The sequence below is a fragment of the Aeromicrobium ginsengisoli genome (genome assembly GCF_004134905.2).
Lineage (GTDB): Bacteria > Actinomycetota > Actinomycetes > Propionibacteriales > Nocardioidaceae > Aeromicrobium > Aeromicrobium ginsengisoli.
This window is the reverse complement of the sequence record NZ_SDPQ02000002.1, coordinates 820,672-841,660: the sequence shown is the minus strand read 5'-3', so window position 1 is coordinate 841,660 and position 20,989 is coordinate 820,672. Positions and strand designations below refer to the sequence as shown.

Annotated in this window: 15 protein-coding genes; 10 read left to right on the top strand and 5 right to left on the bottom strand. The window is 62.2% G+C overall.

The features are described 5' to 3' along the window. Nucleotides 1-140 precede the first annotated feature (140 nt). A complete protein-coding gene (locus ESP70_RS10945) occupies nucleotides 141-2,420 on the bottom strand; it encodes a hypothetical protein (RefSeq protein ID WP_149689296.1) in 2,280 nt (759 codons plus the stop codon). Between the two features lie 527 nt (nucleotides 2,421-2,947). Between ESP70_RS10945 and ESP70_RS10940 the strand changes: the two genes are divergently transcribed. Together ESP70_RS10940 and ESP70_RS10935 are read left to right on the top strand one after the other, a co-directional pair. Next, nucleotides 2,948-3,916 (top strand): hypothetical protein, encoded by a 969-nt coding sequence (locus ESP70_RS10940; protein WP_149689295.1) that lies wholly within the window; start codon nucleotides 2,948-2,950, stop codon nucleotides 3,914-3,916. 44 nt (nucleotides 3,917-3,960) lie between these two features. Next, entirely contained in the window at nucleotides 3,961-8,787 is a 4,827-nt protein-coding gene (locus ESP70_RS10935) for a VWD domain-containing protein (RefSeq protein ID WP_149689294.1), read from the top strand. Between the two features lie 130 nt (nucleotides 8,788-8,917). Here ESP70_RS10935 and ESP70_RS10930 read toward each other — a convergent pair whose 3' ends face one another. Beyond that, nucleotides 8,918-9,262 carry a hypothetical protein gene (locus ESP70_RS10930; RefSeq protein WP_149689293.1) on the bottom strand — a complete coding sequence of 115 codons (345 nt, stop codon included), beginning with the start codon at nucleotides 9,260-9,262 and terminating at the stop codon, nucleotides 8,918-8,920. Nucleotides 9,263-9,566: 304 nt separating this feature from the next. Here ESP70_RS10930 and ESP70_RS10925 point away from each other — a divergent pair, with 304 nt between their 5' ends. Then, nucleotides 9,567-9,800, top strand: coding sequence for a DUF2188 domain-containing protein (locus ESP70_RS10925; RefSeq protein WP_149689292.1), 234 nt, complete (start codon nucleotides 9,567-9,569; stop codon nucleotides 9,798-9,800). Nucleotides 9,801-9,993: 193 nt separating this feature from the next. Here ESP70_RS10925 and ESP70_RS10920 read toward each other — a convergent pair whose 3' ends face one another. Then, nucleotides 9,994-10,218 (bottom strand): hypothetical protein, encoded by a 225-nt coding sequence (locus ESP70_RS10920; RefSeq protein WP_149689291.1) that lies wholly within the window; start codon nucleotides 10,216-10,218, stop codon nucleotides 9,994-9,996. 672 nt (nucleotides 10,219-10,890) lie between these two features. Between ESP70_RS10920 and ESP70_RS10915 the strand changes: the two genes are divergently transcribed. From ESP70_RS10915 to ESP70_RS10895, 5 genes are all read left to right on the top strand, one after another. Beyond that, nucleotides 10,891-13,635, top strand: a complete 2,745-nt coding sequence (locus ESP70_RS10915) for an ATP-binding protein (protein WP_149689290.1) — start codon at nucleotides 10,891-10,893, stop codon at nucleotides 13,633-13,635. A gap of 285 nt (nucleotides 13,636-13,920) precedes the next feature. Then, nucleotides 13,921-14,097, top strand: coding sequence for a YegP family protein (locus ESP70_RS10910; RefSeq protein ID WP_149689289.1), 177 nt, complete (start codon nucleotides 13,921-13,923; stop codon nucleotides 14,095-14,097). 343 nt (nucleotides 14,098-14,440) lie between these two features. Continuing rightward, a complete protein-coding gene (locus ESP70_RS10905) occupies nucleotides 14,441-14,797 on the top strand; it encodes a helix-turn-helix domain-containing protein (protein ID WP_149689288.1) in 357 nt (118 codons plus the stop codon). 80 nt (nucleotides 14,798-14,877) lie between these two features. Continuing rightward, a complete protein-coding gene (locus ESP70_RS10900; RefSeq protein WP_149689287.1) occupies nucleotides 14,878-15,540 on the top strand; it encodes a hypothetical protein in 663 nt (220 codons plus the stop codon). Nucleotides 15,541-15,655: 115 nt separating this feature from the next. Then, entirely contained in the window at nucleotides 15,656-16,318 is a 663-nt protein-coding gene (locus tag ESP70_RS10895) for a hypothetical protein (RefSeq protein ID WP_246161999.1), read from the top strand. Between the two features lie 114 nt (nucleotides 16,319-16,432). Here ESP70_RS10895 and ESP70_RS10890 read toward each other — a convergent pair whose 3' ends face one another. Then, on the bottom strand, nucleotides 16,433-17,116 hold the full coding sequence (locus ESP70_RS10890; protein ID WP_149689285.1) for a YjbH domain-containing protein: 684 nt from the start codon (nucleotides 17,114-17,116) through the stop codon (nucleotides 16,433-16,435). Nucleotides 17,117-17,305: 189 nt separating this feature from the next. Further along, nucleotides 17,306-18,139: a hypothetical protein gene (locus tag ESP70_RS10885; protein WP_149689284.1), complete on the bottom strand. Its 834-nt coding sequence runs from the start codon at nucleotides 18,137-18,139 to the stop codon at nucleotides 17,306-17,308. A 341-nt stretch (nucleotides 18,140-18,480) separates the two neighbouring features. Here ESP70_RS10885 and ESP70_RS10880 point away from each other — a divergent pair, with 341 nt between their 5' ends. Together ESP70_RS10880 and ESP70_RS10875 are read left to right on the top strand one after the other, a co-directional pair. Then, the gene (locus tag ESP70_RS10880) at nucleotides 18,481-18,852 is read left to right on the top strand and encodes a hypothetical protein (protein WP_149689283.1); all 372 of its coding nucleotides are present in this window, start codon (nucleotides 18,481-18,483) and stop codon (nucleotides 18,850-18,852) included. After that, nucleotides 18,836-20,167, top strand: a complete 1,332-nt coding sequence (locus tag ESP70_RS10875) for a hypothetical protein (RefSeq protein ID WP_149689282.1) — start codon at nucleotides 18,836-18,838, stop codon at nucleotides 20,165-20,167. Before ESP70_RS10880 ends, ESP70_RS10875 begins: the two co-directional genes overlap by 17 nt. Nucleotides 20,168-20,989: the final 822 nt, after the last annotated feature.

The following is a 20,989-nucleotide window of genomic DNA, read 5'->3' as shown; positions in this document are numbered from 1 at the left end:
AAAGCGCGTCCCTTGCGGCGAAATGACGCGCCTACCCTTTGCGAGAACGTGGCGCATCCAAGAAGGTCCGACAGTCCTCACAGTCGTGCTAGACCCGAAGGATCCAGCGCGGCTCGTCCTCGTGCCCGTTATAGGCGGTCTCAGTCGGGCGGCAGCCACGCCTCCACTGCAGCCTCGTGAGCGACGGTGTAACCCTTCATGGTCTTGAGGGAGGCGATGACGTCCGCCGACGCGGCCTTCGTACGCCCGGCGTCCGCCCTTAGGCGCTCCAGACTGGCAGGGCTCACCACACCGTGTCCTGCAAGCACATCCGAGACCTCCAGGCGGAACTCGTACAGGGAGGACGGAACCCTTAGTGGTACCTGCGCACGCAGAAGCCAAGCGGTCGCTGCGGACTTGCTGATCCGGGCCGTGTTAGCAAGGTCTCGCTGGGTCAGGCTTGTCAGGGCCTCGGGCACCGTGAGGCCGGCCAATGTCAGCCGATCCTTTGCCGTTGAGTACGGCACGAGCTCGGTGACGTCGCTTCGAGGGTCTGCGCCGAACTCGTCTAGGTACGTCCTCGTCGTGACGAAGGACCTCAGCGAGACGTCGTCGCCCACCTGCGCCTGGAAGCGAGGACCGGCGAACCGCAAGAGCTCAACGGCCTTAGCCTGATCGTCCGCATTTTCAGACTGCGCGGCATGGCAGGCACGCGCGTACGCGGTTTGGGGGTCGAGCCTAAGGCTGGTCTTCTCGAAGCTGCGCGGGTCGAACATCGCCTCCGCAGCGGCCTCTATTCTCTCTTTGAACAGGTCGTCGAGATCCGCTTTCGCGACGGTCGCCTCGAATTTGTCCTGGATTTCCTTAGCGGTAGGGGAGGGGCCGGTGCCCCGCGGCAAGTGCCTGATGTTCCAGTTGAGCCTGGTTGCGTAGGACGCGTAGAGCATGCGGAGCTTGAGAGCGGTGTCACCGGCTTCTTGAGCGTCGGCGGCGTCGTACAACCACGTGACGAGTGCCCACAGAGTGTCCTGTTCGTCGCTGGTGGAGTCCAGTGTGAACCGGTAGGTCATTTGGGCAGCCCAGTTGTCCGGGTCGACAGTTACGGCGCGAGAGAGAAGGGTGATCTTGTCGGCGCGGGTGTGGTCACCGGTCGTTGCGTCGTAGTGGAGACCCACACTCAACCAGTCCTTGGCGCCGGCCATGCCCGAGAAGTTCTTGAGTGCTTCGAGCACGGTCGTGAGCACGTAGGCAGCCGCCAACTTCTCGTGGTCGAGCTTGATCCCGGCGACGGCGGGTTGCGGCAGGAGCACCTCGCTCGCAACGACCCGCCCGTGCCTCGAAATGATGATCTGCACTTCGCTGTCGGAGGCCCTGTCGACTCGTATACGCCACGGCGTGACCGCCAGCGCGGTCTGCAGCTGCTTCACGAACTTCCCCGCGAGGCCGCCGGCCGTGATGTTGGAGGCTGCGAGAGTCTGGGCATCGGCACCGAGAGGGATCTCCAGACCTCGCGGCGGCGAGGCGCCTAGCCGCCTTAGATGTGCCACCACGGCCGTGGCGCCGGCCGGCGAAGGCTTTCCCTTGTCCAACATCTCGATGACCACCCGCTGGCGATGGTAAAGCCAACACCACGCAAAGAACACCGATGCCAAGACTAGGACGGCGAGCACGCCCGTCCGCAACTTGGCGCCCGCGTCGAGCCACGAGGGGAGCCACCCCGCCGTGACCGCTGCGGCGACAGGAATGGTCAGAGCAGCTGCCGTTTCTGGTCGACCCCACCACTTGCGTATGCGCAGCCGAGGGAAGCGCGTCCACGAGGGCAGCGGTAGGACCCGGCGCGGAGGGAAACGCGTCGACAACGGCAACAGTAGGAGCAGGCGCGCGGCCAGCAGGATCAGCGCGACCGCGCCGATCGCCGCCCCGACCAGGCCTGCCCACTCGTCGGCGTGGTCCTTGGCAAGGTCCTTCCAGGCCTTGCCACGCTCGAGGAGGACGGTCCACCAGTCGTCCGGATCGATGGTGTCCAACGCGGACGTGGCCCGCTTCTCAAGGGCCGCCCCGTCAGGGTTCTCAGAGTCGGACGCCTGAGCCTTCTGCGCGTCTTGCTTGATCTGCTTCCACGCCGCCTCATCGGACTTGGAGGGTGGATCGTTAAGGCCGTCGGCCCGCCTCTCGGATGAACGAACGATGCCGCGGGCGGCGTTGATTGCCGCGACTGCGGCCGTCTCCGCGTCAGTACACAGCGTGCGGTCCTTGGCGTCCTTCCGAATGGTGTCCACCAGGGCGGCGGCCGTCTGAGGCTTTCCCTGATCGACCAGGGCCAACGCGGTTGCACAGCGCGGACTCACCTGGGCGGCGCTGGGGCCAGCGGCCAACAGCTCAAGGCCGACAGACCCGAGCAACATCGCGGTTGACAGCAGTGCCAGTCGGCGCAGCGACATTATGTTCACCCTTCTGGGAATGACTACATCGTGTCGCCATCAGCTATTCATGTCTATCGCCTGAAAGCGCCATCCGGGTCTAGTCACACCCGTGCTGCACGACCCGCAGTGGTCATAGGGCGGTATGCGGGGCTGGCTGAGGATTTTCGGCAGCTGCGGTCGTCCAAACGCACCTCATCGCGCGGGTATGACGCACTGTGGGTCGGCCTCAATCGGCCCTCTTGTTTTGGACGTCACAGGCGCAGCGCACGCTCCAGGTTTGCGTTTCGATGATCCTGAACGCTGCTAGCCTCGTGCGCACATGAGGGAGGGAACCCAGCGTGTCAGAGGTAGTTGTTTCAGCCGCGCCGATCGTGCGCGAGTGGAATAGACGCGAGCGAAGAGACGTCGAGTTCTGCGTTGAGTCTTCAGCGCCATCGGAGAAATTGCTCGCCGCATACGCACCTTGGGTTGAGTCCCTCAACGTGGAGCTGGACGAAGAAGATGCCGGGTACGTCAATGGTCCCGCACCATATCCTCGCGGACTGATGTTCTTCGTCAATCGATGCGATGAGCTCGAGATCCTGCGCAGCATCTTGGATCGGGTCGCCGATCAGGCGCGCCTTGCTGGGCTAGATGCGCGAATCGGTCTGGTCAGGTCGCAGTACAGCCCACTCAGCGCGCACTTGCCCCCCGGATTCGTAGCCGGATTGAGCATCCGAGGACGCACCATTGACCTCGCCGACGGCATTGAAGGGCCAGAAGGTACATCTTGGAGGGCAGATCCTGACGCGGTCGAAGCCGTCATTGAGCATGCTCTCAATTGGTGTGCCGTTGCTGGAGGCGAGGATTGGTTCTGGGCCGGGCTTTCCACGTTCAAGGTCACGCGCGAGCAACGGCGAGACATCTTGGTTGCCTCGGTGAGGGCCGGACAGAGTTGTGGGTTGGATTCTGCGCGCGCGGTCAAACTGTCGAAATCCGAGCGTGAACGTCTCATGAGAAGCTACGACGTCGACCTCGCAAGAACTGTTGTGTTCACCGACGACGGACACGTGATCTACGGAGTGGCTAGCGACGGCCCGCCGTTGGAGTGGCGCGAGTGTGTCGAGGATTTGGAAGGCGTCATCAAGGAGCTGCACGCTGAGGTGGACTACGCCATGGTGCAACGCCGCAACGTCACTCCTGGACTATGGAGGGAGTTGCACCGTGATATTTGGCGTCCGTGGATCAAAGTGCATCCGGACGTGCTCTGGTTGGATCGTGATGAAGAATGCCGTCGGATCGTCAACGCTTACGGGATCCAGCTGGTCGGGCCCGCTCACCGCCCCATTCCGTCAGCGGGGCGTTGGGTCACCCAGGACCTGGGGGCCGGCAAGGTGCTCGTGACGGATCGCGATCTCGAACCCTGGTTCGCGATGCCTCCAACTTTTGAGCTGTATGCGAGCGCACGAGAGGACCTGACGGACCTGCTGGCGAACCCGACTTGGAAACCGCTGCGGGACAACCCCGCCACTTGATACCGTCGCGTTTCCAACCTGAGCGACACCTCGAGAGGGACGAGATGAGCTTCAAGGGACCAACACATCAGCTTGTAAGAATCTGCGTCCTCGCGCTCGCAATCGCGGTCGGGACAACCTTCCTGCCAGGCAATCTGTCGCTGTCCGCACCCGCTGCCGCTGTGACCGTCAGCGGCGGATCCTGTGCGAACGACACCAAGTCGTCTATCCCACCCGCCGGAGAAAAGCGGTGTATTGCGGGAACAGAAAGGACAACCCGCGCCCGGATCAGGGCAGCATGCTTGATTGACCCGGCCGCGCGTATCCCAGGCACAATCTACGATCAGCAGCAGTGCGGCGGCAGCGGGCGCGCTCGAGAACTCATTGCTCAAATGCGCGCGATCGCAAGATTGAATGAGACATCCCCGGCGCGCTCGCGGACCGGGATATCTCCTGACGTGCAATGGGAGGTTCAAGCCGCAGGCTATGCAGACATTGTCGAGTACAACCACACGTCGAGCAATCCAGTCGTTCATGTCATCGAGGTCAAAGGGACGTGGGAACCCTCATATCCAGGAGTTGGCCGCCAATTGGACGGCTATATCAATGCTCTCGGTGATCGCGCCGTGCCAGGCGACGCGGCCAGCCTCTCGGGCGACACCTTTCGAATCCGAACAAACACGTACTGCAAAGACGGCGGCAAGCGGATCATCGAGACCTACGCCACGACGCCTCACCCTTCCCTGAAGGGGGTACTAGTCGTCCATAAGACGCAGCAGACCAACTGCGAGTCCGACGACACAGAACCTCGCCAAGTTCCCGAGGAGGAACCAGAAGACAAGCCAAATGGCAAGGGGTACCCGATCGTAGTTCCGGGTAGCCCGGACGACACAGACGACGGGCCCCCGTTCCCGGATCCGACCAGCGAGCTAGTTGACTTCCACAAGTGGGCGGACGAGCTCGCCGGCGCGACCTCGGCTCTGTGTGAATGGGTATGTATCGACCAAGACACCATTACCGCGATGATGTCCGCGTACGCGGGTTACCAACTGTGGATGATCGGCAACGGAATACACATCATCAGCGGGGCTGGCAAGATTTTCGTCGCGGGTCTTGCTGGATCGATCAATGACATGATGGGGGCGGCGGGCGCTATCGGAGATCCACACCTGCGGACGCTCGACGGGTTGGGCTACGACTTCCAGGCGCAAGGCGAATTCGATCTCCTCGATGTCCCTGACTCTGACTTCACGGTTCAAGCCAGGTTTCTCCCACCGAGTGAGACGTCAAAGGTCAGTCTCACCAAGGCAGTCGCGGTGGAAGCCAACGGCCACAAGGTTGAACTCAAGATGGGATCGACCAGCGTCCTCATCAATGGCGAATCGGTTGCTATCGAGGACGGCGGATACGCCTACCTTGGGAATAGTTCTGCAGTGATCCGCAACGGGTCGACCTTCTATGTCTTCGCTCCGGGGTACACGAAGCGTCCAGTCGTGCGCTTCCAAACTGCCACGGGAGCAATCGGCACATATGTACCCGCCGGGACACCGACTGCCGGCCTCCTTGGGAACAACGACGGGCTCCGAGCGAACGACTTCAAACTCCGGAACGGGACACAATTGTCCAGCAATCCGACCCCGACCACGATCCACACCTTGTTCGCGAATTCTTGGCGCGTCGACGCTGATTCGAGTCTCTTCACATATGCCGCCGGTCAGGGCCCGGAGACCTTCGCCGACCCAACGTTCCCAGCCAGCGCTCTGACGCTTGACGATTACTCCCTGTCCGATCAGAAGGCGGCAGAACAGAGCTGCCGAGAAGCAGGCGTCGTGGAGGGCGTCGCAATGTCGAGCTGTGTCTTCGACCTTCTGGCTCTGGGCGAAGAAACGTACCTCCATGACGCCGTCGCAGCGACAGCTCCGGCTGCCTCACCAGACGACGCCTATCTAACCAATGGCGCCCTCAACGTTGACTTCGAAGGTGACATCCCATCCACCTTTCGCTTCCGGCAAGTGGGCGATGACTCGCATACGTCTCACTTCGCGGGTCCCGTGGCCGACAGCGACGCCTACGGTTTCTCAGTCATCGACATGGACCCGCACACCGCGACCAGCGTCGACTTCGACCTGATAGTGATCGGCGATTGGTCGCGCGACACAGATCAGCAAAAGGTCACGCTCACTATCAATGACGACAAACGATGGCAGACAACCATCCACGGCGACTCAACTACCGAAGCACCACAAGGCCAAGACCTCCCCTCCCCCAGCGCTAGCGGCACGCTTGACAGCGGAAAGCCCTACTGGATCTATCCGATCACCGCCTCGACCACAGACAGATCCGCTGAACTCAGAGCCACTATCGGCTTCTCAGACGGGAATGGGTCAACACACCACACGTTTGGAATCGACAACCTGTCGATCGATGCCGATACAGTCGCACCCGACGTCGCGACCCTCGACATGTCGGATGGGTCCGCTTCGGTCTCTAACGGGGATCCAGAGTCCGGCATGGGCAACATTGAGGGCGCAGTTTCCAAGGACGTGTATCGGTTCACCGTTCCCGCCGGGGGTCAGTCGGTGGTGCTGAACAACAAGACGTGCGTGTCGCAGCCAGGTTTCACCTATCAGCAGTGGAAGCTGCTCAATAGTCAGGATCAGACGGTCCGCTCGGGTAGCTGCAACACCGACCCAGTGTTTGACGACCTGCCCGCAGGCGATTATCGGCTCGAGGTCACCGCGGACTCAGGCAAGACCGGCACCTACACCTTCGACTTGTTCACCGTCCCAGACCCTCAGACGTTCACGGTGTCGACCGCGGTCGGGTCACCGGCAGCGGTCTCCAACGGCGTCCCGTCGGCTGGCGCGGGAAACCTTGAGACCATCGCGTCAAAGGATCGGTACAAGTTCACCGTTCCTAGCGGCGGGCAAACGATCTTCTTGGACAACAAGACCTGCGTGTCACAGCCCGGGATGGCGTATTCGAACTGGAAGCTGACCGGCCCCGGAGCCCTTTCGATCACGGGCAACTGCAGCTCAGACAAGCAATTCGACAATCTGCCGGCCGGCGAGTACCAGCTGGAGTTCACGACCACCCAGATCGGCGGAACGTACTCTTTCGACCTGTTCGTGGTCGATCCCCCTCAATACTTTGACGCAACGGTGACCAGCACGCCCTTCGCCGTCTCCAACGGAGTCCCCGGCAGCGGCGCAGGCAACCTCGAAACCAAGTTCTCCAAGGACGTGTACCGGTTTACGGTGGCGTCTGGGGGCCAGTCGGTGGTGTTGAACAACAAGACGTGTGTGTCGCAGCCAGGTTTCACCTATCAGCAATGGAGATTGCTCAACCAGCAGAGCCAGACCGTCCGCTCGGGCAGCTGCAACACCGACCCACAGTTCGACAACCTCCCCGCCGGCGACTATCGGCTCGAGGTCACCGCGGACTCCGGCAAGACCGGCACCTACACCTTCGACCTCTACACCGTCCCGGATCCGCAGGCCTTCAATCTCACGCTTTCGGACACCACGCCTGCATCCGTATCGAACGGCGTCCCGGCCACTGGTGCTGGCAACCTTGAGACGGTCGCCTCGAAAGACATCTACCGATTCACTGTGCCGACCGGCGGGCGCAACCTCCTTTTGGACAACAAGACATGCGTGTCACAACCGGGGATGGCGTACTCCAGTTGGGCGCTAATCAGTTCCACAGGCGCATCTCTTTCGACGGGTAGCTGCAGCTCAGACAAGCAATTCGACAATCTCCCGGCCGGCGAGTACCAGCTGGAGTTCACGACCACCCAGATCGGCGGGACGTACTCTTTCGACCTCTTCGTGATCGATGATCCACAAAGCTTTGACACCACAGTGACCAGCACCCCCTTCGCAGTCTCTAACGGAGTCCCCGGCAGCGGCGCAGGCAACCTCGAAACCAAGTTCTCCAAGGACGTGTATCGGTTCACCGTTCCCGCCGGGGGTCAGTCGGTGGTGCTGAACAACAAGACGTGCGTGTCGCAGCCAGGTTTCACCTATCAGCAGTGGAAGCTGCTCAATAGTCAGGATCAGACGGTCCGCTCGGGTAGCTGCAACACCGACCCAGTGTTTGACGACCTGCCCGCAGGCGATTATCGGCTCGAGGTCACCGCGGACTCAGGCAAGACCGGCACCTACACCTTCGACTTGTTCACCGTCCCAGACCCTCAGACGTTCACGGTGTCGACCGCGGTCGGGTCACCGGCAGCGGTCTCCAACGGCGTCCCGTCGGCTGGCGCGGGAAACCTTGAGACCATCGCGTCAAAGGATCGGTACAAGTTCACCGTTCCTAGCGGCGGGCAAACGATCTTCTTGGACAACAAGACCTGCGTGTCACAGCCCGGGATGGCGTATTCGAACTGGAAGCTGACCGGCCCCGGAGCCCTTTCGATCACGGGCAACTGCAGCTCAGACAAGCAATTCGACAATCTGCCGGCCGGCGAGTACCAGCTGGAGTTCACGACCACCCAGATCGGCGGAACGTACTCTTTCGACCTGTTCGTGGTCGATCCCCCTCAATACTTTGACGCAACGGTGACCAGCACGCCCTTCGCCGTCTCCAACGGAGTCCCCGGCAGCGGCGCAGGCAACCTCGAAACCAAGTTCTCCAAGGACGTGTACCGGTTTACGGTGGCGTCTGGGGGCCAGTCGGTGGTGTTGAACAACAAGACGTGTGTGTCGCAGCCAGGTTTCACCTATCAGCAATGGAGATTGCTCAACCAGCAGAGCCAGACCGTCCGCTCGGGCAGCTGCAACACCGACCCACAGTTCGACAACCTCCCCGCCGGCGACTATCGGCTCGAGGTCACCGCGGACTCCGGCAAGACCGGCACCTACACCTTCGACCTCTACACCGTCCCGTGACCAGCACGCTCGCGGCGATATGGCACGGGCCGAGTGCGTCGTCGACGCCAAGTGTCTGCGATGACGGCCATACTGCCGGGCATGAACGAACGCCCGGGTCGGTGGTCTAGACGGGGAGCGTGCAGGGCTGTTAATTATTCTCGCGCTCCTTCAGCGGGAGGCGTTGGCTAAATATCGGAGAGTCCGGCGGTGAGCCAGGTCCGATGGATGCGGCCATGGCGAAGAAGTCTCTGACTTGGTGTTCGCGCAACTCGAATGGGTCCATGAACGTCTGGATCGTTCCCTTGGCTGCGGTGTCGGCGCGTGCGACTTCAATGACCTGGTCCTTGTGGGTTCGGCAGAACCCGGCGACGGTGATGTCGCTGAGTACGTCCTCGCCGGTTTCGCCGTGGGGAACGTACGTGGCGCCAATGCCCCAGTAGCGGCTCACGCGTTGCCCGCAGACCGCGCAGGCTCCAGTGACCTTCTCCCTCATGCACTGATTTTAGTTGTGTTGCCAAGCGTTTAGACCCGGTTCATCGGGATTTGGCGGGATTTGCTGAAGTTCTGTGGGGGCCCGTGGTGATGACAGAATGTCGTGGCGGAGTTGGACTCTGCACGGAGGCTGATCTCCCTCAGCGCTCGTCGAGCTCGTGATACTCCCATCCTGAGTTGCTGGTGCTGTAGCGCACCGAGTCCAACTCCGCCCCCTTCATGCGTGCGTGAGTTTCAGCTTGCGCGGTCATCTGTGGCGATCTCGAAGATCGGGGTACATCCTGGCTAGCGACGAAGGACGGCCGATGACCCAAGGTGACGTTGAGACCTACTTTGACGGCTCTTCCTGGCACAGCCGTTTCGAAGGCAAGACTGACCCGTTTCACACGTCCCCGACAAAGGAACGGGAGGTCATCGCTGGCCACTATGAAGCCAAGCGGCTCGCAGTCGAGCACATCATCAAGGACAAGGACGGTCGCATCGTCGAGCGCAATAATTACGCCCCCGCCCCGCGCAACGGCCCACTCGACGGTTCGTGACATGTGAGAGCCCGCCTTTTGGAGCACCGAACGCTAGGCGCGACGAGCCCAGCCCCTAAACGTCGGTCCCGGCCTCGCATCAGAGACCCGCTTGTGGCAGGCTGACGCGGGCGAAATGATGCGAGTCAGGTGGAGCAGTTCAGCGTGCAGGCGACCACTCGGGGCATGCGTGTTTAGCAGCTCGCAGGCGATGTCATCCCAAATCGTTTCCGTTGTTCGGAGGATTCGACGCGATTGGCTCGTGCCTGACTAGATAGCCTTGGGCGACGATGCAGATCCCGACCACCAGGCCCAACGCCGCGTTCACGGGCGAACGGTCATCGGCCAAGGCGTCGATCATCCGGAAGATGTGGACGACGGCGAGCAGCAGTCCAATCGCGGAAAGAAATCGACCTCCGCGCGACTTGGGAAGTCTCATCTAGACAATCTAGCGACAGCAACGCGGCGTTTCCGGAACGTCGGCTCGTCCTGCCTAGATCCGCGGGTACCCAGTCGCGGCGGTACGACGCGCGCAACTGACGGTGGCACCTTAACGCCAGAAGATCCACGCCACGCTAAGGAGCGCGATCGTCGCGAACGCCCACTCCCGTTTTGGATGACCGGCATTGAACGCGCGACGACTCTCATAGGCCGCCACTACGCCGATAGCAGCCCATCCAAGAGCAATTCCCATGTCCACCCACCTGGAGTCGGCGGGTGCGGGACCCTTCGACGGCCAACTCAGGATCGACGCGAGAACGTACGTCCCCTTGATCACCACAGTCACGGCCGCAGCGACGGCCGCGACCACCCATGGGGTCGCCTGTTGGCGGTCGATGGGATCGGAACCTGTCATTGCCTGAGGATGACAGAAGCCGAAGCTGTTGCCTAGCAACGGAAATCAGCCCAACCTGACTACACGTCTGCCCGCCGGATCGGTGTCTAGGTATTCGCGGCGAAATGATCTGCCTTAGCAGCCGGCTTTTGACTCTGCGGCTAGTCGAGCGCTGTAAGTCACCCTGTCAGGGACGTGGACATTGGGAGGGTATGGGGATTCGGTCGCCATACGTCGGGTGCAGGGCTCGAGCAGAACCTAATGGTTGAATGTGGCATGGATCTCTTTGGTCGCGACGGGACGATCACGGCACTTAAAGAGGTAACCACAGGCGTCGCCGTTCTGGTCGGCGAATCAGGCGTGGGTAAGTCATCTGTCTTGGGCGAATTGGCGAATCTTCGCGACACGGCTCCGACGCTTCTGCAGTCGTATGACGGGGCGCTCCAATCGGCCCTGATCGAACAGCTAGGCCGCGCCATGCTTGCCTTTGTGGAATCGCATCCCGCGGCTGACGCCTCAGAGATCGCCCACCGGGTTGGACGGGCAGTAACTGGTGAACTCGGGCGAATCGTGGCTAAAGCGGCGCTCGGCTACGTCAAGTCGAAGGTTGGGGCCGAGGCACTCGAATCTATCGAGAATGTCTACCGCGAAGTCACAACTGACCGCGACGTCCTGCTTGAAGCACGACTAACTCAAGCCGCCGATGCCGACACGATCAAAACCCTTGTCGCGATCTGTGCCGATCTGACTGAGTTCGTTGGCAGGGTAACGCTGTATTTGGATCGGGCTGACCGTTTGAGTGAAGGCGACAGAGCCCTCCTCAGCGATCTCCCGGAGCTGTTGCCTGAGGGTCTTAGTGTGCTTGCGGCGCACACGCGAGACGACGCTAAGCAGGCGTCACACGTAAGGCAACTGAAGATGCGAGGTTGTCAACTCACAGAGCTTCAACCGCTTGACGCCGAAGATGTGAAATGTTGGCTAACGGCTGAGGGGCTTGAACCCGCGCTGGTCGCCCCCGTCATGGCGGTCAGCGATGGCTATCCACTACTTGTGGACGCTTGCATCCCGTACCTGAAGCAAGGAGATCTGCCGCCCGACCCACCCTTGCACGACTTTCTAACCGACTCGACCCGCCAGTCCTGGCTGGCGCTGGAAGGTCAAGCACGCGAATTCGCTACGAAACTATGTGCGTTTTCAGAGCCTTTGCACCCGGACCACGTGGCGGAACTTCTAGGCGTTGACCCAAGCGTGTGGGTCAGCATCAGAGGCGTTCTTCTCGAGGCGCGGATCTTCTCCGAAAGCGGCTCGACCCCGTGGTTTCACGAGCGCCGGAGGCGCGTCATATGGGGAGACATATTGAATGGCGAAGACCGCTCCCGCATCGCTGCTTCGCTGACTCCTTCGCTCTTGTCCTGGATCCACGCGGACGAGACCCATGGACTGCGCAGCCCGCACCTCGCCCTCTTCGCCAGCCTGGCTTCGATTTCAGCAAACGAACGCGTGACCCCGACAATACTCGACTCCATACTCGGGCTCAGCCGCGAGCAAGTCGCTGTCATGTTCTCGCTCGTCGAGTTGTCGGAACAGTCGCCAGTCGACAACGAATACGGTTTCGTAGCAGGGCGCTTCGTACAAGCAGGCGCGGAAGCGCTCTTGGGCACCGATCTAGATGCAGCAGCGGAGTTTGAGTCGTTGCGCGCACTGCAACTTCTTATTGCTGCTGATTCCGATGGCGAGTGGGTCCTAGCCCCAGCGTTCGATTCGTATGAAGGCGTGGCTGGTCTCCTAGGTCGCTGCGTAGTCGAGTTCGGGCGCCGTCCGATTATCCGGGCTGCCAGCGCAGCGTTCGAGCTAGCAATCAGGGAGCAAATCTCTCCCTTTGTCGAGGCGCATTTTGGTATCGGTCGCCCGGGACTATCTGAGCTGGTCAAGTCACTGAGTCGTCTCGGACAACAGCCAGCCGTGCCACCGTCCCTCGTAACTACCGGCTCAGTAGGAGTTCGCCCTATTTACGTTGCCGCCACATACGCAAGTTGGGAGTTGCGCGACAGCGCTAAATCCCGGATCACCAATTCGACCACGACAATTTTTGGAGACGAGGTGACCGTTTCCGGGACTGTGGACTTGCCGATCCCCACACTTCCAGCCCAGCGGCTATTGCGCGCTGCTCAGGAACTGTCAGACACGGACTTGGGAATCTTCCACGGCTCGATTCCGAGGGGTCGCTGGGAGTTGAAAACGGCACTGGATCTGGAACTTCGCACCAGGGAGTTCGCGCGGTCACACGTAACCCAAATCGAGCTTCTTGCGGCCGACGTGGAGGGTGGCAGAACCCTCGCGCATGGAACAGTCGACGACCGAACTTGGATTGTCGAGTTCGAATCCGATGACCCCGTCATACGCGAATTCATAGCTCCATCCGACCTGGATATTTTCCTCAATTGGTCCACCAAACGGGACCTGGAGAAGGCCAGCCGCACCTCAGTGCACGATGTGTCACGCTCGATCCGCTCGCTCGGCGAATGGACTGAGCACCCGATCGCAGCCCCCCTTCATTCGATGGCGAAGGCAATCTCTGCGTTCAACCGACCAATGCCGAATGTGTCGATTCCGTCGAACGCGCCAGATCTTCAGGAGATGCTCGAGGGGGCGCTAAAGATGCGACACGAGGATGCATTAGCGATGTGGGCCGCCGGTGTGCGTGAAGAATCATGGCACCCTCCGCAAACGCGAACCCATTTTCTAGTGTTCTATCCACCAAGCCCGGACGCCTGGGGTGACCACTGGATGGTGCTCACCGCGCAATCCGAGCCGAGCGATCTCGGTGTCTACGTGAGGTTTCTTGACGAGCAGCCGGACTCGATGCGGCTCGACTCCGCAGGCATACTCAACTACTTCGGCGAGACGCCCGACCTGGCAACAAGCCACGGTTGGTCCGTCGGAGCACATACAGTCGCCGAGCTTCTGGGCTACAAGTACGATTCAATTTCATTCTGGCGCCCCGATTCCCGATCCGTGTAGATCCGGCAGTTCGCAACGCTCACGTCTCGGCTCGACGGACGCCAAGGCGTCGAGCCCGCTCTCAGGGCAATCCCGAGGCCGGACTGTACAAACTGCGAGCCAGACTCTGCGTCTTAGTGGACGAAATGGATCGCCCTTCGCGGCACGTGAGCATTTGCCAACTAGCCCCGTTCGGGACAAAAGAGAGCGAAGCGCATCCAGAGCCCGCGCGCCTTACCCCTAGCGGTCGCGCGCCAGCTCAACTACGTTCGTGTCACGTCGTCACCACTAGGCAGGGAGATCACCATGGCTGGCAAGTTCGAGGTCTACGAGGACAAGTCCGGCAAGTTCCGCTTCCGGCTGAAGGCTGGCAACGGCGAGGTCGTGGCCAGCAGCGAGGCGTACGAATCGAAGTCAGGTGCCCACAAGGGCGCCGGCGCGGTCCAACGGGCGGCGGACGGCGCGGAGATCGTCGACGTATAGCCCGTCAGTACGGCAGCTCGGATGGTTCCGACGGCACATACGCGACGAACCGTTCCTTGACCCAGCGACACACGAGCCGGGCCTCCGAATCCTCCTGCTCGATCACCGCCACATACGCCCACGTCACGCCCGCTCGCGTCTGAGTGCCAATAAGCAGACCCTGGTAAGTGGTGAGTGGCGGCTCATGGACCCAGACATGCCGGACAAGCCGCTGAGGCTTCGGTTTCGTGTGATTGGCTGGCCGCTTGACCACCCCAACACGATAGAACATATGTTCGATCGAACGTGTACTCTGTGGATGACCGACTAGTCACACGAGTAGACGACTGGAATCCTCAAGACCGTGACTCCACGCAAGCCTCGCGACCCCGACGCGATCACCTTGACCGATGCCGCAAGCATGCTCGGGCTTCCCGAGGTCACCGTGACCAGGCTTCGCCGCGAGGGTCTTCTGAGTCGCCTTCCCGGCTATCCCAGCTACTCGCGGTCCGACGTCCGGGAGTTCATCGACAACCCTTGGCTCAACGGCCGCCAAGCGGCTCTGGTTCTCGGAGTCAGTCACAACCGGATCTCACAGCTTGCAGCCGACGGGAAGATCCCGGTTCACCACACCAAATCCGGCAAGAGGATCTATCGACTACGCGAAATCGAGGCCGTGACTGCCGCCCGAAACCTCGAGTTCCACAATCCTGTCGGCTGAGTCGGCGCCCGTCCCATCGATGTAGGACAGAGTTTCGGCAGCGATTGATAGATAACTTCGTGTATGCGAAACTATTTGTCATGAGTTTGCTTGCCGTCTCTGCCGCTGCTGAGCGCCTCGGTGTCTCCGTGCGCCAGGTGCAGAACCTGGTCGCGCGTGGCGACCTGCGCCAGCTCGCGAGGGGCGTGCTCGACGAGACTTCGGTGGAGCGACTCATTGCGGTGCGAGGAGGTTCCCACAAGCGCGCGTGGTCCGAGGCTACGGCGTGGGGCGCCATTGCGCTCCTGTCGGGCATGAATGTGTCATGGATGGGCGAGAGCCAAAGGGCTCGCCTCAAGGCTCGCCTTCGCCAGGTCAGTGCCGTGGAACTGGTCGAGCGGGCTCGTAATCGCGCCGCGGCGACGCGCTACGCCGCGCACTCCAGCTCGGGCGAGCGGCTGCTAGGCGAATTGGTCTACGCGACTGACTCGGCAGCCAGGTTCGGGTTGGCAAGCACCAACTCCATCGATGGATACCTGCCCACCTCGGCGCTCGACGGGGTGGTGGTGCGACATGGCCTGATCCGCGATGATGAGGGGCGCGTGACTCTGCGTGCAACCACGATGGACATCACAGTGATTCGTGAGCTTGCCGATGGCGGAATGGTCCTAGCGGCCCTCGACCTCGCCGAGTCTCTAGACATTCGTGAGCGGCGCGCCGGCCTCGATGCTCTCGACCATGCGCTGGAGGCGTTCGGTGGTTGAGCGCCTGACCATCGACGTCCCAAGCCCTGCTGGCGGATGGGGTGCGCCGTGGCCGAACGTGGCCGAGATTGAGGCAGCACTCCCACACGACAAATGGACGCTCGTTGGCGGTCTGATGACCCAGCTCCACGGCATTCACCGTGGCATCGACACCCTTCGCCCGACCAACGACGTAGACATCGTTCTGCACATCGAGACCACCCGCGGCGTCGCAGCGGAAACCGCTTCGGTCTTGGAGGCCCTGGGCTACGAGTTCTCGCCATCTATGAACGAGCGCGACGGCACGGCGCACCGCTTCAAGCGAGGACGTTCGGCCGTCGACCTCGTCATTGACGCACCTGATGTCGTCGACGTGCTCGTGGCAGACCACGCGGCACCCCGAGTGGCCAATAGGCTCCGCGGCAAGACCATGGTCGCCATCGAGGGAGGCACCCAAGCCTTGCGTCGCACCATCAACGCGAGACTCGACATCGTGCCGGACCGGACAACCGTGGTCAGCGTCCCGTCCCCGTTCGGTGCCGTCATCCTCAAGGCCGCGGCCTACCAAACCGACTCGCGCGACAAGGAGCGCCACCTCCAAGACGCTGCACTCCTCCTGGCAGTCATCGAGGACCCGTACGCCGAGCGCGAGCAGTTCGCTGGCTCGGACAAGGCCCGACTCCGCACCCTTGTCGAGTCTCTGCACGATGACGCACGCGAGTGGCGCTCGCTCCCCGCGGAGTGGCGGACCAATGGGCAGACGTCCCTCCGCATCCTGACGGCAGAGCGCAACGACTGAGCCGCAAGCAGGGGTAGTCCCGGCACAACAGAGCAGGTCATCGCCCTCGCCCTGCCCCGAGAACAGCTTGCCAGCAGCCACGATTTCGTCGGTTCCCGGCAGGTTCGCCCTGTTTCATCGTTCCGGTGCAAATCCGGAGATGCGCTGGCTGTTTGCTGGCGCAGTTCGTCGGAGCTCGGCTGCGATTCCTAACCTCCGCTGTTCAGTGATGGTGGGTTCAGTTGGAATGTCGGGTTGGTTGCCCGCCGGATCGGCGGCGGACATCTCCTGGATGGCTCGAGTGATGGCCGGGAGATCTTCCACAACCTGGAACGTCGCTCGACGGGCGTTCTCGAGCCGACCAGCAGCTTCGTCGATGCTCCGTTGGGCTGAGGCGGCAAGACCTGGTTCGCCAGGTACTGCCTGGGATGTGCGTTTCAACGCTTGGTTGACATCTTGAAGGTCCATCGTCGCTCGGCGCGCCTCTTCGCCAGCAGCGTTGACCAGCTGACTCAGCGCTCTGACTTCGGCGGGCTCGACGGTGCGGTCAGACACGGCCTCGGCAACGGCCATGTCGGCGCGAGTCAGCGCGACATGAATCTCCTCGAGCTGGTCGGTCGTGTGGTACCTGACGGCTCGTCGTATGACTTCGGCTTGATCAATGACAGCCCGGCCAGTGGTTCTTCCGGCGGCAACGTCGCGGACATCTCTCTCAAGGGAGAGCAGGTCCTCCTGCCGATGGCGTAGTCCACGCTGCAACGATTCGGATTGCTCAATGGCCAATTGCAACCTGGCCACGGCGATGTCAGTGTCCACCATGATGGCGCCTCCTGGGGTGCGACTTGCACCCCTAAGGCCGACGTTTAAGCGCCGAGCGGCCACCGGTCGACAGAAAATTCTCTGCGCCCACATCGGCAGCAGAGCTTAGGAAGCGAGCACATGGCTAGCTCGGCGCCGACCGTCGAGGTCTCGGTCGGTGCAGCGGCGGGATCACGAGACAGCGGGCGCTCAGGTACCGACGAGTCGAAGCTGCGGTTTCTCATGCACCGGCGGATCGAGCAATCGGACTCGGACGACCAACGCCGATGTCTGCGGGTATCGGCGCAGGAACGCAGCCATCGGCTGGCCGAGATCTCGAGCAATCAACTCACGATCCCCCGTGCTGGCGAGAAGGTTCTCCCAGCCGATGGCCCATCGTGGGACAAGGTAGGTCAGCGCCAAAATGACGCTCAGGGCCACCGCGATCATCGGACCGTTCAAGGGCCCGGGAGCCGACGAACCGTCGGTGGCGCTCTGCCAGATCGCCGCTCCGAAAACCACGACACGGATCCTCCACGCGAAGCCGAGGAGGCCACGGGCGGGTCGGCCGACAACAGCCAGCACTCGCCACGGTGTCGACCAGAAGACGATGGCCGCATCATGCCGGACCAGACCTGACCGCGTCACCAGGCTTGCATGCGCGAGGACCGCGACCGCTTCGCGGCGCGGGAGATCGCCCCTGAGGATCCCGTTGACGAACTCAGGCGCCATGACGATCGAACGACGACCATGTGCGATCGCCGCCGGAGCGCCTCGGCGCCGGGCCACGTAGAGGTCGACGATCGGAGGTCCCAACTCGAGGTGGCACAGATCAGCAGCCACTGCTGCCAGACCTGTGCGCTCGACTGGGGTCAGCCGGCGGGCATTGAACAGCACACGGACGGCGAGGGACTCCCCCAGCCCGAGAACCAGGAGCGCCGCGACCACTAGGCCGCCGTAGAACAGGCCGATCCCAGCCCAGTCAGGAAGGGCCGGACCGACCATCAGCACGAGCAGGGTGCTTACCACCAGCCTCGGTGCCACGTTCGCAGCCTTTCGGAGCCCGCGTCTGCGCCAGCGCCGCCGCCCAAATCGCGACGTGGGATCCGCGGATATCTGTCGATTGGTATTCGTGTCGTTCATCGCTACCTCCGAGTTGTGGTTTCGGATCGTTTCCTTCGCCAGCTGTCCTCTCGATCTCATCCTCTGCGCCTTCTTGATCAGGAGTTTGCCTCGACCCGCCAACAGAACGGGCGTCCACAGGCTGGCGTCCACAAGTTGGCTTTGCACCACGGGTTGTCCACAAGTCACCAAGCCGCTCGTCGAACGTGACAGGCGAGTTTGACCAACTGGTGGGGACCTAGCCCGTCACCAAGGAGATGACCATGACCACCGCGACATCCACCACGTCACCTGAGTTCGAGCAGGCAGCCGTCAAAGCGATCGGCGTACTCGGCGCCGCGAAGGTTCAGCTGCAGCGGATGCGAGCTGACGTTCACGAATTCGAAGACGAGCAGGAGCTGATGTACCTGTACTCACTCGCGCTGCTCGCAGACCAGCGCGGCCGCCACCTCGTGGACGATTACCCCGACGAGGTCTACATTGCCCCCGATCGAGACCTGACCGAGCTGCTGAGTTCGTCCCACGACCAGTTGATCGCCCGGACCTCCGGACTGGAGCCGTTCGTGGTGCTCGAGTTCGTCAGCGAGGTCGGCGCCTTGTGCCGGGGGGTGCGGCGCTATGTCCACGACCATTGAGCAGCTACGCGTCGCGTTCCACCTGGCACTTCGAGCCCAGCACACCAGCGAGTTCGATGCCGCAGCCCTCGTTCGCGCGTGGCCACGGCTCGCAGGCGCAGCATGGACTGTCCAACAAAGCCTGGCCAACTCAAGGTCGCACAGCGACCTGTTGGTGGAGCGGATCGCGCTGGACGCCCAATCCCTCGGTGCTGCGGTAGAACATCAACCCTGGCCTGGCCCGGGGAGGCCGGACACGGCACTCTCGCAGGTAACAGCCGCGCTTGAGCACAGCGCGAAGATGATCCAGACGGCACCGATTGGCCCTGATGAGTTGCCCGAAGCCAACCGACTCACGGCCAGCAGTCTTTGGACAACATCGCAACTGGTTGGCCGCGCGGCACGAGACCACAGCGTCGACCTGCGCATGGACCACAGGCGCTCTCAGCCGGCTCAGCTCGAGCTGGCATCGGTGGCCCGCGATACTCATCGCCGGTTCAACGCTGTTGAGCAATTGGCCGCCGCCGCGCTGGCGGAGCCTGGTCGACGTCGACCCGTTCCTACCGACGCCGGGACACAGCTACGCCGAGCCATAGCGGTATGGGACGTCGAGGCGCACCGAGCCTTGATCGGCGATCGGTCGACCACTGTCCTTCATGTCCTGTCGCACCTAGAGACCGAATCAATGAAGGCTTTCGAAGGCTTCGTCGCCCAAGCGACAGAGACCGGAATCATCGACAAGGTGACGGCGGGCCGGCTAAGTCCGATTCTGCGTGACTCGTCGACGTCTTGGGGGCAGCTGCGTGACGCGTCGGCTGAACTTTCGTTCGGCAGCGTCCCTGTTCCCATGACGCTCATCAATGCCGGCAGGGATCTTCAGGAGCGGTTCGCCGATGCAGGTCGGCATTCTCAACCAGAAGACCACCCCGAGGTCCTGCATGCCCTGTCGGGTCACCTTGCATCAGCCGTGACGATCTCGGCAGCTGCCCGCGACCTAATCCAGACCGGCGATCTGCGCGCCCCGGCACGCGCGATCGCAAGGATCGTGCGCGAGCAGGACCTCAGTCGTCTCGCGACATCCGTCGATCCGGTTGCGATACAGCGCCGGCAGACCGTGCCACTCACGCCCGAGACCCGCCCGATCCTTGCCGCACCGGCACGACGTGTGTTCCTCGCCGCAGACGAAGCCGTCAACCGAGCTGCAGGTCTGGACACTCTCTTGCGCAGTCCACTGCCCGTGCAGGAGTCAGAGGAATCGACTGGCAAGCAGTCGCCTCCCAAGCAACCCCCTCCTGTGATGAGCACACCGAGCAAGGCAGCGAGCCCGAGACTCTAGCCACGAGGATTCGGCGCGCCAGGACACCCCCCAACGACAACGAGCGGACGCGTACAAGCTTGGCGTTCTTGCCATCTCACGCCGTCACTGGCCATGGCGTCTATGGAGGCAGCCCGACGCACACATAGACCGTGAACCTCATTGGTCTGAAACCCTGCGGCACCGTGGTGAAACATTTGGATTGGAGTGGCCACTGGGGCGACCGCCATCGGCCTTAGGGCTTGAAAGGTCTTAACGTTTCAGGAGGCGATTCCAGTGGGTCAGTCAGTCAGGCAGGTCGCGCGACGACAGGCGCTCGAGGCGCAGGCCAAGCGGCGGCGAGAAAGGGCCGAGGTCGAGCGGCGGTGTTCCGCGCTGGGTGTCGACGTAGTGGTCGCCCTTACAGAGCGTGATGCCGCCGTTGAGCGGTACGAAAGGGCCGCTGGCGTTGCCCTGGGCGCCCTCATGAACTCTGAAGGGCTGACGATCGCCGATGCGTGTGAGTGGGCCGGCGATCTAACAGTCGCGGAGGCCAAGCGGCTTCGTAGGCTCGCGATCGAGGGCGGCGAGCGTGACGGATGATTCCGCAGAACTGATGCGAGTATCTGCGATGTCTCGCCACGACGCGAGCCGAGTCGCGTGAGCAGACGTTGGCGCGGCCCCGCGCGTCTTCGGGGGAAGAGGATGCGGGGCCGCAGTGCGCCGAGCATATGACGATGCTGACTCGAGGTCCATAGGACGTGGAGGGCAGTCGGTCTCGCACAGATCGCTCAGATCGCTCGGGTACTCGACCCACCACGTCGACACCTGACCGCCTCACCGCTAGTGACTCAGGGGCGGTGT